12 protein-coding genes are annotated in these 13981 nt (G+C 61.3%); 10 read left to right on the top strand and 2 right to left on the bottom strand.

What is annotated here, in order from left to right:
* Positions 1 to 15 precede the first annotated feature (15 nt).
* The 4 genes from EC86_RS0122470 to EC86_RS0122485 all read left to right on the top strand — a co-directional run bounded on the left by EC86_RS0122470 (position 16) and on the right by EC86_RS0122485 (position 5368).
* Positions 16 to 1710, top strand: a complete 1695-nt coding sequence (locus tag EC86_RS0122470; RefSeq protein ID WP_084181687.1) for an FAD-dependent monooxygenase — start codon at positions 16 to 18, stop codon at positions 1708 to 1710.
* A 34-nt stretch (positions 1711 to 1744) separates the two neighbouring features.
* Positions 1745 to 2602 (top strand): fumarylacetoacetate hydrolase family protein, encoded by an 858-nt coding sequence (locus tag EC86_RS0122475; protein ID WP_029528083.1) that lies wholly within the window; start codon positions 1745 to 1747, stop codon positions 2600 to 2602.
* 70 nt (positions 2603 to 2672) lie between these two features.
* Entirely contained in the window at positions 2673 to 4304 is a 1632-nt protein-coding gene (locus tag EC86_RS0122480) for a carboxylesterase/lipase family protein (protein WP_198026881.1), read from the top strand.
* A 68-nt stretch (positions 4305 to 4372) separates the two neighbouring features.
* Positions 4373 to 5368, top strand: a complete 996-nt coding sequence (locus tag EC86_RS0122485; protein WP_029528085.1) for a VOC family protein — start codon at positions 4373 to 4375, stop codon at positions 5366 to 5368.
* A gap of 77 nt (positions 5369 to 5445) precedes the next feature.
* Here EC86_RS0122485 and EC86_RS0122490 read toward each other — a convergent pair whose 3' ends face one another.
* Complete coding sequence (locus EC86_RS0122490; protein WP_084181690.1) at positions 5446 to 6225, bottom strand: TetR/AcrR family transcriptional regulator; 780 nt, start codon at positions 6223 to 6225, stop codon at positions 5446 to 5448.
* 91 nt (positions 6226 to 6316) lie between these two features.
* Here EC86_RS0122490 and EC86_RS0122495 point away from each other — a divergent pair, with 91 nt between their 5' ends.
* The 6 genes from EC86_RS0122495 (at position 6317) to EC86_RS0122520 (ending at position 12795) form a co-directional block, all read left to right on the top strand.
* The gene (locus EC86_RS0122495; protein ID WP_029528087.1) at positions 6317 to 7156 is read left to right on the top strand and encodes a fumarylacetoacetate hydrolase family protein; all 840 of its coding nucleotides are present in this window, start codon (positions 6317 to 6319) and stop codon (positions 7154 to 7156) included.
* 88 nt (positions 7157 to 7244) lie between these two features.
* Positions 7245 to 8225, top strand: coding sequence for a VOC family protein (locus tag EC86_RS0122500; RefSeq protein ID WP_029528088.1), 981 nt, complete (start codon positions 7245 to 7247; stop codon positions 8223 to 8225).
* The gene (gene mhpA / locus EC86_RS0122505) at positions 8222 to 9850 is read left to right on the top strand and encodes a bifunctional 3-(3-hydroxy-phenyl)propionate/3-hydroxycinnamic acid hydroxylase MhpA (protein WP_029528089.1); all 1629 of its coding nucleotides are present in this window, start codon (positions 8222 to 8224) and stop codon (positions 9848 to 9850) included. Before EC86_RS0122500 ends, mhpA begins: the two co-directional genes overlap by 4 nt.
* 147 nt (positions 9851 to 9997) lie before the next feature.
* Entirely contained in the window at positions 9998 to 10900 is a 903-nt protein-coding gene (locus EC86_RS0122510) for a SphA family protein (RefSeq protein ID WP_029528090.1), read from the top strand.
* A 130-nt stretch (positions 10901 to 11030) separates the two neighbouring features.
* A complete protein-coding gene (locus EC86_RS0122515; RefSeq protein WP_051676281.1) occupies positions 11031 to 12281 on the top strand; it encodes an MFS transporter in 1251 nt (416 codons plus the stop codon).
* A gap of 88 nt (positions 12282 to 12369) precedes the next feature.
* The gene (locus EC86_RS0122520; protein WP_029528092.1) at positions 12370 to 12795 is read left to right on the top strand and encodes a cupin domain-containing protein; all 426 of its coding nucleotides are present in this window, start codon (positions 12370 to 12372) and stop codon (positions 12793 to 12795) included.
* Positions 12796 to 12968: 173 nt separating this feature from the next.
* On the opposite strand, the gene EC86_RS0122525 is transcribed toward EC86_RS0122520, so the two are convergent.
* The gene (locus tag EC86_RS0122525) at positions 12969 to 13880 is read right to left on the bottom strand and encodes a LysR substrate-binding domain-containing protein (RefSeq protein ID WP_029528093.1); all 912 of its coding nucleotides are present in this window, start codon (positions 13878 to 13880) and stop codon (positions 12969 to 12971) included.
* Positions 13881 to 13981: the final 101 nt, after the last annotated feature.

Here is a 13981-nt window from a genome sequence, read left to right on the forward strand (position 1 = left end):
AACAGGAGCCAGGCCATGAAACAAACAACTGATGTCGCCATCATCGGCGGCGGGCCAGCCGGCCTGATGCTGGCCATTGAACTGGGTTGCCGGGGCGTGGACTGCGTGCTGCTCGAGGAAGACATTGCCGCGCCGGATTTCCCCAAGGCCAATGCCACCTCGTCACGCACCATGGAGCATTACCGCCGCCGCGGCTTTGCCCAGCAGATTCGCTCGCTGGGCCTGGCCGCTGACCACCCCCAGGACGTGGTGTACTGCACCACACTGGCGGGCAGGGAACTGACGCGATTTTCAATTCCTTCGCGCACTGAGGCCCTGAACCGGACATCCTTTGGCGACTACGGCGAGGAATCCTGGCCCACGCCTGAGCTGCCGCACCGGGGCCAGCAGATGTTCATCGAGCCCGTGCTGCGCGCGCAGGCTGGGCAATATGACAGCGTCAAGCTGATGCTCGGCTGGCAGGCCGAGTCGATGGCAATGGATGACCAACAGGTCAGCATTGTGTCCCGGCATGCCGAAAGCGGCGAAGCGCTGACCTTGAGCGCGCGCTACGTCGTGGGCTGCGACGGCCCGCGCAGCTTGGTGCGCAAGACCTGCGGCATTCGCTACAGCGGCCAGAGCGACGAAGCGCGCGAGTTTTTCGGCGGGCAGATGCTGTCGGTGTATTTCACCTCCAGCACGCTCTACCAGGTGCTGGGCAAGGAGAAAGCCTGGCAATACTGGGCCGTCAACGCGGTGCAGCGCGGCCTGCTGATCGCCATTGACGGCGTGGACCAGTTTTTGTTCTGCCTGCAGCTCAGCGCCGGGCAAACGCCCGAATCGGTGGACTTCCGGGCCGCGATGTTCGCGGCCATCGGCCGTGAATTCGCGTTCGAGCTGATCGCCGTCGGCCCCTGGCATGCCGGGTTCACGCTGGTGGCGGACCAGTTCTCCAAAGGCCGCGCCTTCATCGCCGGTGATGCCGCGCACCTGTTCACGCCCACCGGCGGCATGGGTTACAACACCAGCGTGGACGATGCGGTCAACCTGGGCTGGAAGCTGGCGGCCGTGGTCAAGGGCTGGGCCGGCGAGGAACTGCTCGACTCGTACGAGGCCGAGCGCAAGCCCATCGCGCAGCGCAACACCACGTTCGCCCGCGCCATGGCCGACAGCATCGGCGGCATCAAGGTGCCGCCCAATGTCGATGCCGAGGGCCTTGATGCCGAACGCGTGCGCCAGCAGCTCGGTGATGCCCTGCACCGGCATGTGCGCAACGAATTCAACATTCCTGGCCTGCAGCTGGGCCTGCGCTACGAGGGCAGCCCCATTGTGGCGAGCGAAGCGGGCGCGCCAACGCTTGATGAGCCCAATCACTACCTTCCTTCGGCGCGCCCTGGCGCGCGCGCACCGCATATCTGGCTGGACGGCGCCTCCATCTTCGACCTGTTTGGGCGCGATTACACCCTGCTGTGTTTTACCGCCAGTGACCACAATGCCCCGCCCGCCGATGCCCTTGCCTGGCAGGCTGCTGCCGCCGCCATGAATGTGCCGCTGGCACTGGTGTACTGCGCCAGCCTGGACGCTAGAGACCTGTACGGCGCCGACCGGGTGCTGGTCCGGCCCGACCACCATGTGGCGTGGCGCGGAGATGCCAGCGCCGATGCCCATGCCTTGCTGGCGATGGCCTGCGCCCGGGAAAGCCTTCCGGCCCTGCAGCCCATCGCCGCGTAAATCTTTTTAACGACCCAACACTGAAAGCATCGACATGCGTTTTTTAAATTTCAAACAGGGTAGCCAGCCAGGCATGGCCGTGGCCGACGGCGCGCAATTCAGGGGCCTTTTCAGCTCCGACGCGGGCTTTCCGGGCGACCTGCAGTCCTTGCTGGCCCAGGGGCCGCAAGCGCTTCAAGAGGCCGCCGAGGCGCTGCGCCAGGGGCCGGTGATTGACCTGGACACAATCACCTACTTGCCGCCACTGGAAAACCCGGGCCGCATTTTCTGCATCGGCCTGAACTATGTGGACCATTCGGTCGAAAGCGGGTTTGCCGTGCCGACCTACCCGGCGATTTTTTCGCGCTTTGCCGCCAGCATGACCGGCCACGGCGAGCCTATCGTGCGCCCCAAAGTCTCGACGCAGCTGGACTACGAAGGTGAACTCGTCGCCGTCATCGGCAAGGCCGGGCGCTACATCACCAAGGAGCAGGCGCTCGACCACGTGGCGGGTTATTCGATCTGCAATGACGCATCGATCCGCGACTACCAGTTCAAGTCCGCGCAGTGGACGATCGGCAAGAACTTTGACGACACTGGCCCGTTTGGCCCGCACTTTGTCACCAGCGACGAGCTGCCGCCCGGCGCGGCGGGTCTGAAGATCCAGACCCGGCTCAACGGCGTCGTCGTGCAGGACGCCTCGACGTCGTCATTGATCTTTGACGTGGCCACGCTGGTCAGCCTGCTCAGCGAAGCGGTCTGCCTGCAGCCTGGCGACGTGATCGTCACCGGCACCCCGTCGGGCGTCGGCCTGGCGCGCAAGCCGCCGCTGTTCATGAAGCACGGCGATGTCTGTGAAGTCGAAATCGAAGGCCTCGGCATCCTGCGCAACCCGGTGGTGGACGAGCAATAAATCAGGCGCGTTGCCGCCATCCGGCCACCGTTCGCTGATTCCCCGATAGAAAAATAACGAGAGACAAACAATGAAACCAGTGGCAAAAAAATGGGCACCCGCAGCAGCCCTGGCACTAAGCATTCTAGGCATGGCCGGCTGCGGAGGCGGGTCAGACCCGGTCGACGCGGCCCAGTCGCTCACCAGCACGGTAGGGGTGGCCAATGGCACCCTGGTCGGCAATGAGCGCGATGCGGCAGGCATCCTGAATTTCAAGGGTATTCCGTATGCGGCAGCGCCTGTCGGCGACCTTCGGTGGCGCGCGCCCCAGCCGGCGCCAAACTGGACAGGAACGCGAGACGCTCGTCAATACGGCAGCAAGTGCTGGGCCAACGGCACGCCTGCGCCTGTGGTCGCCGATCCCACAGTCAGCGAAGACTGCCTTTTCCTGAACGTGTGGAGCGGTGCCCGGACATCGGGCGAGCGGCGTCCAGTCATGGTCTGGCTGCATGGTGGCGGGTTTCAGTTCGGCACCTCGGGCGATCCCCGCTGGGAAGGCCATAATTTGGCCAAAAAAGGCGTGGTCGTGGTCTCGCTCAATTACCGGCTGGGTGTTTTCGGTCACTTGGCACGCCCTGACCTGGCCGCTGAATCGGGCGGTAAATCTTCGGGCATGTATGGCCTGCAGGACCACCTGGCCGCGCTGCAATGGGTCAAGAGCAACATTGCGTCTTTCGGCGGCGATCCAGCCAACATCACGCTGTTCGGCGAATCCGCGGGCGCCCACGCGGTCGGCATGCTGTCGGCATCGCCGCTGGCGGCAGGCACGTTTCACAAAGCAATCGGCCAGAGCGGCGCGTTTTGGGAAAGCGAGTTCGGGCCGCTGCCGTCACGCGTCACCGCGGAACAAAAAGGCCTGGCGCTGGGCACGACCCTGGGCGCTGCCAGCCTGGCCGCGCTTCGCGCCGTGCCAGCGCTGCAGCTGGCCAGCGCGACCAATGCTGCAGCGCCGCCGTTCGCGCCGCCTTTCGGCCCCAGCCTGGATGGTTACGTGCTGCCTGAAGAACCCGCAGCCCGATTTTTTGCCGGCCGGCAAAACGATGTGCCGCTGCTGGTCGGGCAAAACGTCGCTGAGGGCAACATTTTCGCTGTTCCCGGCCGCGCCCTGCCCAATACCCCAACCGGGTTTACCGCCGCCGTGACCAAGGTGTTTGGCGCGTCCAACGTCAGCAGCCTGCTCGGGTTTTACCCAGCGGGAACCGACGCGCAGGCAGCGCAGTCATCGGTGCAGCTGCTGGGCGACCTGATCATCGGACTGCAGACCTGGACCTGGGGCGTCGTCCAGAAGGCCACCGGAAAGTCGCCGGTGTACAGCTACTACTTCAAGCAGGCCTCGCCCTACACCCCGCTGGCCGTCCACGTCTCGGAAGTCCCCTACGTGTTCCAAAATCTGGTACCCAAGGGAACGGCAGCAGCACCGGTGCTGCCCGGCGCGCAGGACCAGGCGCTGGCCGACACGATGTCCTCCTACTGGACCAGCTTTGCCAAAAGCGGCAATCCCAACCAGCCGGGTCTGCCGGTCTGGCCCGAGTATTCAGGCGCCGGCGGCAATGTCATGGGCCTGGGTGCCACCGTCGCGCTAGAGCCCGAACCTTTCACGGCGCGCTACCAATTTTTGAACAAATTCAGAGACAGCACTGGCAGCCTGACGGTAAAGTTCTGACTGACGTCAAAGTTGAAATAGAAGGTGGCCTGTACCAGCTTGCCGCCTGAACCCTTTGGAGAATGAAAATGCAAGTGCGTCAAGACCGGTTGCCTGTCGCCCGTCGCGCCGGCACCTTCGCCGTCCATTCCGTCGAGCGAGTCGTGTTCACTGTGCCCGACATCGCACCAGCCGAGGCGTTCTACACGGCTTTCGGGCTGGATGTGAAGCGTGCCGGCCCGCGAATCGATCTGTATACCCACGGGCACAGCCACTGCTGGATGACGGTGGTCGCCAACGGCCAGCCCAAGGCCCTGCAGTACGTCAGTATGGGGATTTTTGCCGAAGACAGGCCTGCCTTCGAGGCAAAGATCCAGGCGCTGGGCATCGGCTGCGGGCCGCATCCGATGGCCATGGATGACTCCGGCCTATGGCTGCGCAGCCCTGACGGCATGCCGATGCAACTGCTGGTCTGCGACAAGGTGTCTCCCAGTTGCAAGACCCCGGCCCATCCTGTGCGCATACCAGCGCGGCAGACGGCTGCTGCACACGCGCGCAGCCAGTGCGCCCGGGTTTTTCCGCGCTGGCTGTCGCACGTCCTGCTGTTCACGCCCGATGTCGCGCGCATGCTGGGGTTTTGCGACGAGGTGCTGGGCCTGCGGCTGTCGGATCGCTCGGGTGACCTGGTGGCCTTCATGCACTCGCCGCATGGCAGCGACCACCATTTGCTGGCCTTCGTCAAGTCCGGCGGTCCGGGCCTGCACCACACCAGTTGGGACGTCGGCAGCCTGGACGAAGTGGGCGAGGGCAGCGAGCAAATGCGAACCGCCGGTTTCACCGAGGGCTGGGGTGTGGGGCGCCATGTGCTGGGATCGAACTATTTTTACTACGCGCGCGATCCGTGGGGCAGCTTTGCTGAATATTCCTTTGACATTGACTTTGTCTCGCCAGCCAGCGACTGGACTGCCGGCGACTACGCGCCGGAAGACTCTTTTTACCTCTGGGGCCCTGCCGTGCCCGAATGGTTCGTGGCCAATGCGGAGTTACCGGCACCATCCGCCTTTGAGGCCAGCCAAGCAGGATAAAAAGTGCATCAGGCGTTTACACCGCAATGATTTGCAATCATTGATTTCAGAAATTGATGGTCAATTGATCGCATGGATCACGAATGTTTTGCGCTGGGCGTGCTGGCTTTCAGCCTTGAAAAAATAGGCCCTTCCACCGCTCCCGGCATTTCAAGCGGCATGAAGGCGATGGCTTCGGCTTCCGTGGGCGTTAACCCCAGACCGATGAGCACGCTGCGCACCAGTTGCTCGGCGTGGTTGCTCCGGGTCGGCTCCGTCAACATCGTTTCGATGCCATAAAAAATGGCGCCCAGCACAAGGTCGCGGCCTACGCGAACGCTGTCCACCGACAGCCGCCCGCTCTTGTGCGCAAGCTCCAGGTCGCGCGTCAGGAAGAGATCGATCAATTGACCCCGCGTTGCGATGCGTGTGCCCACTTGCGTAATAAAGCTGCCCCACAGGGGATACCGCAAGGCCATCTGCATATAAAGGCGCGATCCTGCCGCAAAGCGCTGAATCGGATCGTCGTAGTGCAGCACCAAGGGGTCAACGATCTGCAGCACCTCGTCACTCATGGCCGTGGCAAGGGCAAACAAGAGCTCGCTGGTGGTCTTGAAGTGGTTGTAGAACGTGCCGCGCGACACACCGGCAGCAGCAATGAAGTCATCGATCACAGCAACGTCCGGTCCCTTTTCGTTGAAGACGGTCAGTGCGGTCTCCAGAAGGCGAAGCCGTGTCTTTTCCCGACGTTGCGCCCCTACCCGCACGCGATGGTCTGCAACGGGTTCTTCGCTGTCTTCATTTGCGATTGTTGTAGAGCGTGCCAGTGCACCCTGCGGAGCAGGCAACTTCCGGGTACTAAGGGAAACCCCTACCATTTTATACCTTTTGTCATGTTGACGAAATCGTCATATCGGTTAAAAATTCATTTTATACAAACAGTTTAATTCAACCAAAGGAGTCTATTAAATGAAGCTGCTACGTCACGGTCCCGTAGGCCAGGAAAAACCCGGCGCACTCGACGCCAATGGACAGATTCGCGACCTGTCACTCTTGATTTCTGACTTCACGCCCGAGTGGATGTCGCCAGCCAAGCTGCAGGCCTTGGGAGCGATCGACTTGTCGCGCATGCCGCAGGTAGCGCAAGGCACGCGCCTGGGCGCGCCGGTGGCCGGCACGCGCCAGTTCGTCGCCATTGGCCTGAACTACCGCAAGCATGCCGAAGAATCTGGCTTGGAAATTCCCAAGGAACCCGTTGTCTTCACGAAGGCGATTACCTGCATCGCAGGCCCTAACGACGATGTCGAGCTGCCCGAAGGCTCAGTAGCCGGCGACTGGGAAATCGAACTGGGTTTTGTCATCGGTACGCTGGCCCGCAAAGTGTCTGTCGCGCAAGCTCTCTCGCATGTGGCCGGCTACTGCCTGGCCAATGACGTGTCCGAGCGTGATTGGCAGATCAAGCGCAATGGCCAGTGGGGCAAGGGAAAGAGTTTTGACGGTTTTGGACCCATCGGCCCTTGGTTGGTGACCAGCGACGAATTGCCCGATCCGCAGAGCATCCCGCTGGAGCTCGCCGTCAACGGCGAGACGCGGCAGCAGAGCAACACGGCCGACATGATCTTCCCGGTGGCCGAGATCGTCTCGTATCTCAGCCAGTTCATGACGCTGCTGCCCGGCGATCTCGTCATCACCGGTACACCACAAGGTGTGGGCCTGGGTATGAAGCCAAGCCCGGTGTTCCTGCGTCGTGGTGATGTGATGACGCTGAGCGCCGGCCCGCTGGGCACGCAGCGTCAGCAGGTCATCTAACCCGCAAGCCAACCTGAAACAGCAACCAAAAAACGCCGCGATTGTCGCGGTGCGGGCGGAGCCTTGCCCGGATCACCAGGAGACAACGATGACTCAAGCTACCGGCCAGCACGCGCCCCCCGACTTTCTTGCGGTGCATTCTGTCGACGAATTTGTCTTTAGCGTGCCAGATTTGGAGCAAGCCCGGCACTTCTACACCAGCTTTGGCCTGGATGTGCGCGACGAAAACGGTGCGCTGGCTTTGTACACCCATGGCCATGCACATCGATGGGCACGCATTTTCCCAGGCGTCACCAAACGCCTTTTGTGGCTCAGCCTGGGCATTCATGGGGCTGATGAAGCGCGATTTGTGCAACGCCTTGCCCAGCAGGGAATCGCTCGGGCGGTACCACCGTCACAGGCCGACCAAGCCGGCCTATGGATCGAAGGGCCGGACGGGCTGGCCCTGCAGTTACGTGTCGCAGAAAAATCATCGCCTTCGGAGCCGGCACCGCGGGAGCTCCCGCTGCAAAGCCGCAACCAGGGCCGCTCGCCCAGCCGCAGCAAGGCCCAGGCGGTGCGACCACTGTACCTCTCGCACATCCTGCTGTTCAGCGCCGATGTCGATCAGGCGGTGCGGTTTTACGAGGACATCCTGGGCTTGCGGCTTTCTGACAAGTCCGGCTCGGTAATTGCCTTTTTGCACAGCCCGCACGGCAGTGACCATCACCTGATCGCGTTTGCCAAGTCCGGTGGCCTGGGGCTGCACCACAGCAGCTGGTGCGTTCCTTCCATCGACGCTGTCGGGATCGGTACGCAGCAGATGGTGCAGGCTGGCTACGAGCAGGGCTGGGGCGTTGGCCGGCACGTGCTGGGCTCGAACTATTTCCGCTACGTACGCGATCCGTGGGGCAGTTATGCCGAGTATTCCTACGACATCGACTTCGTCCACGCTGGCGACCAGTGGCCCTCGGCAGACCACCCCGGCGAAGACTCTCTCTACGTCTGGGGCCCCGCGCTGCCTAACGACTTCATCATCAACCACGAACTGCCAGCCTCGGCAACGGGCGGCCAAGGACAACCATCATGAGCCAAGACAACATTCCTTTTTACGATGTCGTGCAGATCGGGTATGGCCCGGTCAGCGAAATCATGGCCCTTGCACTGGCGCGCCAGGGTCGCAGCGTGGCCGTTTTCGAGCGCTGGCGCGTGCGGTTTGCCCTGCCGCGTGCGGTGTGCATCGACCACGAGCTTTACCGCGTGCTGTCAGCGCTGGGCATGGGCAAGGAGCTTCCCGCAGTCAGCCATTCCGGACCCATGTACCGCTGGTTCAACGCTGACTGGAAAGAGTTGCTGGCCATTGACTGGGAGTCCGAATCGATTTCAGGCGGGCCGGAGGTCAACTTCGTGCACCAGCCGACGTTGGAAAAGCTGTTCGAAGACGTCGTCGAGGCTTGTCCCAATGTTGAGCTCAACCTGGGTTGGGAAGCCGTGGAGGCAACCCAGACGGCTGACTACGCGCAGCTGGTGGTTCGCGACTTCGAGACGGGTGAAACCCGAACGGTACGGTGCAAATACCTCATTGGCGCTGACGGGGCGAACAGCTTGGTGCGTCGCGCCATCGGCTCGACTCAGGAAGACAAGGGCTTTGAGGCCGACTGGCTGGTGATCGACGTGTTGCCTCACGAAGGCGTCACGCTCGACGTCCCACCGGCCGCGCAATACTGCAACCCACTGCGGCCCACCACGATCGTGCCCGCCGGTGTCAAGGACGGCCGGTACTTTCGTCGCTGGGAGTTCATGCGCCTGCCGCACGAGACCGCCGCAGAGATCGAGAACGAAGACTTTGCGTGGGAACTTCTTGCGCCGTGGGTGACGCGCGACCAAGCGACCATCGTGCGCCACAAGGTCTACACGTTCCGCTCCCTGCTGGCCAACACCTGGCGCAAGGGCCGGATGCTGATCGCCGGCGACGCCGCGCATGTGATGCCGCCGTTCATGGGCCAGGGCATGTGCGCCGGTCTGCGGGACGATTGGAACCTGGCGTGGAAGCTCAACCTCGTGCTGGACGGCCAGGCGAGTGACGACTTGCTCGACACCTACCAGCCCGAACGCCGGCCCCATGTCAGCGACGTGATTGACTTGTCAATGTATCTTGGCAAAGTGATTTGCATCGCCGATCCCGCAAAAGCGGCGCAGCGCGACGAAGCCTTTTTCAGCGGCAAGGCGCCACCGCCGCCCGCCTTCCCCAGCTTGAGCGACGGTATTTTGCGCCGCGGGCCTGATGGCGCGGTGCAGGCACCGGCCGGATTGCTCAGCCCGCACGGGACCGTTCGCTCAGGCGATCGGCAAGGGCGCTTCGATGAGGTCGTCGGCCTGGGCTTCGTGCTGGTATCGAGGAGCGCTGCGGTCGAGGCCGAGCTTGGCGAGAAGCAGCGCGCTTTCCTCGATGCGCTGGATGCTAAACGCATTGTCATTGGCGCAGCGGGCACCGAAGCGGGTCCGGGCGCCTGGGAGGACCTGGACGGCAAGTTCATACCGTACATGGCGCAGCACGGCATCGAAGCCATGCTGGTGCGGCCGGACTTCTACCTGTATGGCGCGGCGTCGAAAGCGAGCGACATCAATCAACTGGTGGATGACCTGGCCAAGGATTTGAGACGCCATGGCGTCACCCTCGGCACTCAGCCTGAGCAGGAAGCCGCAAGCGCTTAAGGCAAGCGTAGACAAGAAACCCAAATGAAGGCGCCCGCCGGAGGACATGGGTCACCGGTCAGTGCGGCGCGAGCCTGCTCGGATCCAAAAGAGTCAAGCGTCACGACAGTGCATTTTTTCAATTTTTTCAACTCTGGGGAGACATTCATGACCACTAAATTACTTACCTGCGTGCCTGCGCTTCTGGCTGGACTGCTGGCCACTTTGAGCATGACAGGCCATGCGACGGAGGGAGGCGGCAGCTTGTATCCCAACGGGGCAGACAATTTCAGCGCAGGCGCCATGCCGCCTCCGGGGTTTTATGGAATGCTGTTCGCGAACCACTACAGCGCGGACCGCGTGAACGATGCCAACGGCAACAATTTGAACGTTCCCGGGTTCAAGGTCACGGCCAACGCGGTGGTGCCCCGCTTCATCTGGGTGACGGGCGCCAAATTTCTGGGCGGCGACCTCTCGCTCCACGCCCTGCTTCCGGTGGTTGATCTGAAGGTTTCAGCCGCAGGCAACTCACAAAGGAAGTCCGGCATTGGAGACCTCACCACTGGCCCGGGACTGGGCTACCACCACAGTCCCAACCTGCACAGCCTGCTCGGCCTCGACTTCTACCTGCCCACGGGCGGCTACAACAAAGGTGATCTGGCCAATATCGGACGCAATTACTACGCTGTCGAGCCTTTGTACATCCTGAGCTACATCGATCCCCAGGGGTTCAATGGCGACATCAAGATGGGCTACCTCTTCAACCAGCGCAACAAGGACACCGATTACCGGTCAGGGCAGGAATTTCACTTTGATTATGCCGCCGGCTGGGGATTGGGCAATGGCTTGACCGCCGGTGTCGGCGGCTACTACTACCAGCAAACCACCACCGACAGGCAAGCCGGCGTCGATCTGGCCAACAGCAAGGCAAAGGCGTTTGCCATCGGGCCCTCCTTGAAATACGACAGCGGCAAGGGCTGGTTTGCGACCGTCAAGTGGCAAAAGGAAATGAAGTCGGAAAACCGCGTGCAGGGCAACGCGCTGTGGGTCAAGGCGGTGTTTCCTCTTTGACACCCACGCTGGGCGCGATCGGACTTGCATTTCACGCTCACGCAGCAGCACGCCTATTGGATGAAAGCCTCGCGCTGTCCTCTAAAAGAGGGCTGCGTTTTCCAACAAACCACCTGAACAACTAATCACCATGAACACGCATGTCAACATCAATCCGAGCATCGGCACGACGTCCCGCTGGGACGTGAGCTACGAATGGAAAGCCGTCACCCTCCTGTGCCTGGCCTTTGGCTTGGTCGGCATGGACCGGTTCATGCTGCTGCCGCTTTTTCCTGTGATTGCGCCTGATCTCAAGCTCAATTACCAGGATTTGGGCCACATCACCGGCATTTTGGCAGTCGCCTGGGGCGTCTCTGCATTGTTCATGGGCAACCTGTCGGACCGGCTCGGGCATCGCAAGGTCATCATCCCGGCCATCATCGTCTTCTCGTTACTGGCCGGCTTCAGCGGCCTGGCAACCAGTGTCGTCAGCCTGATGGCCATTCGCGCGCTGATCGGCTTTGCCGAAGGCGCCTACACGCCCCCCAGCATTGTTGCAACGCTCGATGCGTCCAAGCCGTCGCGGCAAGGCTTAAATATCGGGATTCAACAGGCGGCGCTGCCGTTGTTCGGCCTGGGCATTGCGCCCATCCTCGTCACGCAGTTGCTCAAGGTGGTCGAGTGGCACTGGATTTTCGCGATGGTCTCGATTCCAGGCCTGATCGTGGCGTACCTGCTGTACCGCGTGCTACGCAACACGACGCCAACGGTCGCGGCACTGCACACGTCGACCCATGATGCGTCTGAGCACAAGTGGAGCGATGTGTTCAAGTACCGCAACATTCCGTTGAACATGCTGGGGATGCTGTGCTGGCTCACCTGCCTGGTGGTGCTCAGCGCCTTGCTGCCGAACTACCTGATCGACTACCTGCACCTGTCGCTCGAACAGATGGGCCTAGTGCTCTCGGCGATTGGTTTTGGCGGCACGATGGGCACCTTGGTCATGCCAGCACTGTCCGATCGCCTTGGACGCAAGCCGGTCATGATTATTTCTGTCATCGGCGCAGCGATCGGTCTGTATTTCCTCATGCATACCGGGGCCGAGCCGTATCGCTTGTTTGCCAGCCTGTTCGTCACGCTCTTTTTTGTTTTCAGCATGATCTGCCTGACGGTGGGGCCGATCAGTGCCGAGTCGGTGCCTGCCAAGCTGATGTCAACGGCCTCGGGCATCGTGGTCGGCACCGGCGAGATTTTCGGCGGCGGCATCGCACCCGTCATTGCCGGGTATGTCGCGCAAAACTACGGCATTCAATACATCATGTACCTGGCCGCGGTCGCACTGGCAGTTGGGTTCGTGGTGACGCTTTGCTTGAGAGAAACCGCGCCGTCCAAGCAGCGCTGAACATCTCCTATAGACAGGCCAAGAAATCACAGGCCAGCACTCAGAAAAATCGCAACAGTCAATACTTTTTACCCATGGAGCCTGAAGCATGAAAAACAATGACCTCACCACCCTTTTTTCCCACATCAAACCTTCGGATACACCCTTCGTTTCCGGTGGCCTGCGCGATTTTTTCACCTATCGTGATTTGGGTATTGAACAAGCTACCAACGGACGGGTTGTGGCACAACTCGTGAGAGCGAACCAGGCGCCCGAGCGCGGCACCGGGTGGCATGTGCATGAGGCTCAGTTTCACATTGTGTACATGCTCAAGGGCTGGGCACGCTTCATGTACGAGGATCGGGAGACACTGGTCGAAGCTGGTGACTGCGTGCATCAGGCGCCGGGAATTCGCCATTATTTGTTCGATTACTCGCCGGACATGGAATACCTGGAGGTCGTTGGTCCGGCCGCCTTCACCAGTATCGAAGCAAAAGGCCCGTGCGCGGTGCCCGAACCAATGCCCTGGGCATGAGCGCTCGACAGTAACGCGGTTCAAGAGTCATTCCAGCAATTCCTAATCGGCCCTTGCCAAATTTGCAGCCATGGCTTTGACGGCCGCCGTTTTCAAACTTCTCGACCATTGATTAAACCGATTTAGTAGCATAGACGAGCAGGTGGCTTACCAGCCAATGCGAAGCAATCCTCTCACGTCTGCCGCGCGGACACATAATGGACGCTGGCACGTCGGAACATGTCGCACAAATAATCTGCTGCCGGCGTCAGCGGGAATCCGGTGCGCCGGATCACGACGATATCCGGAGCCGGCAGTGGCTCCTCTATGTCGATCACCTGCAATGCACTGCGGGTCAGTTCGAACTCATCGTATTGCCGCAGTGTCACTGCTAACGCATCCGATGACATCAGCGTGATCAACGCGCTGAGCATGGATTCGGCTCTGATGACCAGGCGCGGCGGTGGCAACTTGTGGTGTACAAACAGTGCTCGGAACTCTGCCTCAGCGTCGCTGGTCGTGCCCGTCGTGATCCAACTGGCCCCAACCAAGTCTCGCAATGAACGCGCCTGTGCCAGTGGGTGACCGCGACGGGCAAAAACCCGCCGTGTATTGTTGAACAATTTCTCGACCGAATATTCGCGTGAGGGTGCGGGTTTTGGCGCTGGGCCCAGGTAAAAATCCATGCTGCCATCGCGCAGCCGGGTCTCCACGGCCGGGAACGAGCCTTCGACGATCTGCAAATGCACGTTGGCGAACCGCTGCTGAAACAAGGGCAAGGCCACAGGCAGCAAGGTGAAATGGGTCACGATGGACAGGCAGACCGCCACGTGGCCTTTGTCGCCCCCGAGGTACTGCTGCACATCTTCTAGCACATGGCGCGATTCGTTGGTAATGGTGCGAGCCCGCCTTAAAACCAGTTCGCCCACCGGCGTTGTTGTCATGCCGCGTGAACGTCGTTCAAACAGGGGCGCACCGAGCTCCCGCTCAAGTTCGCCGATGTTGTGGGTAAGCGCGGGTTGCGACATGCCCAACGCACGCGCTGCGCCACGAAGGCTGCCCTGCTCTGCCACCGCCAAGGCCGCACGTAATTGATGCAATTTCATGATTGATAAATAAAAACTGTCGCTGGAACACTTTTGACATCTTACGTTGTTCTCTGTTCGTTCCTAGACTAGCTACCAGAGCCGAAAAGGCCACGGCCTGG

It is taken from the genome of Polaromonas glacialis (genome assembly GCF_000709345.1).
Classification (GTDB): domain Bacteria; phylum Pseudomonadota; class Gammaproteobacteria; order Burkholderiales; family Burkholderiaceae_C; genus Polaromonas; species Polaromonas glacialis.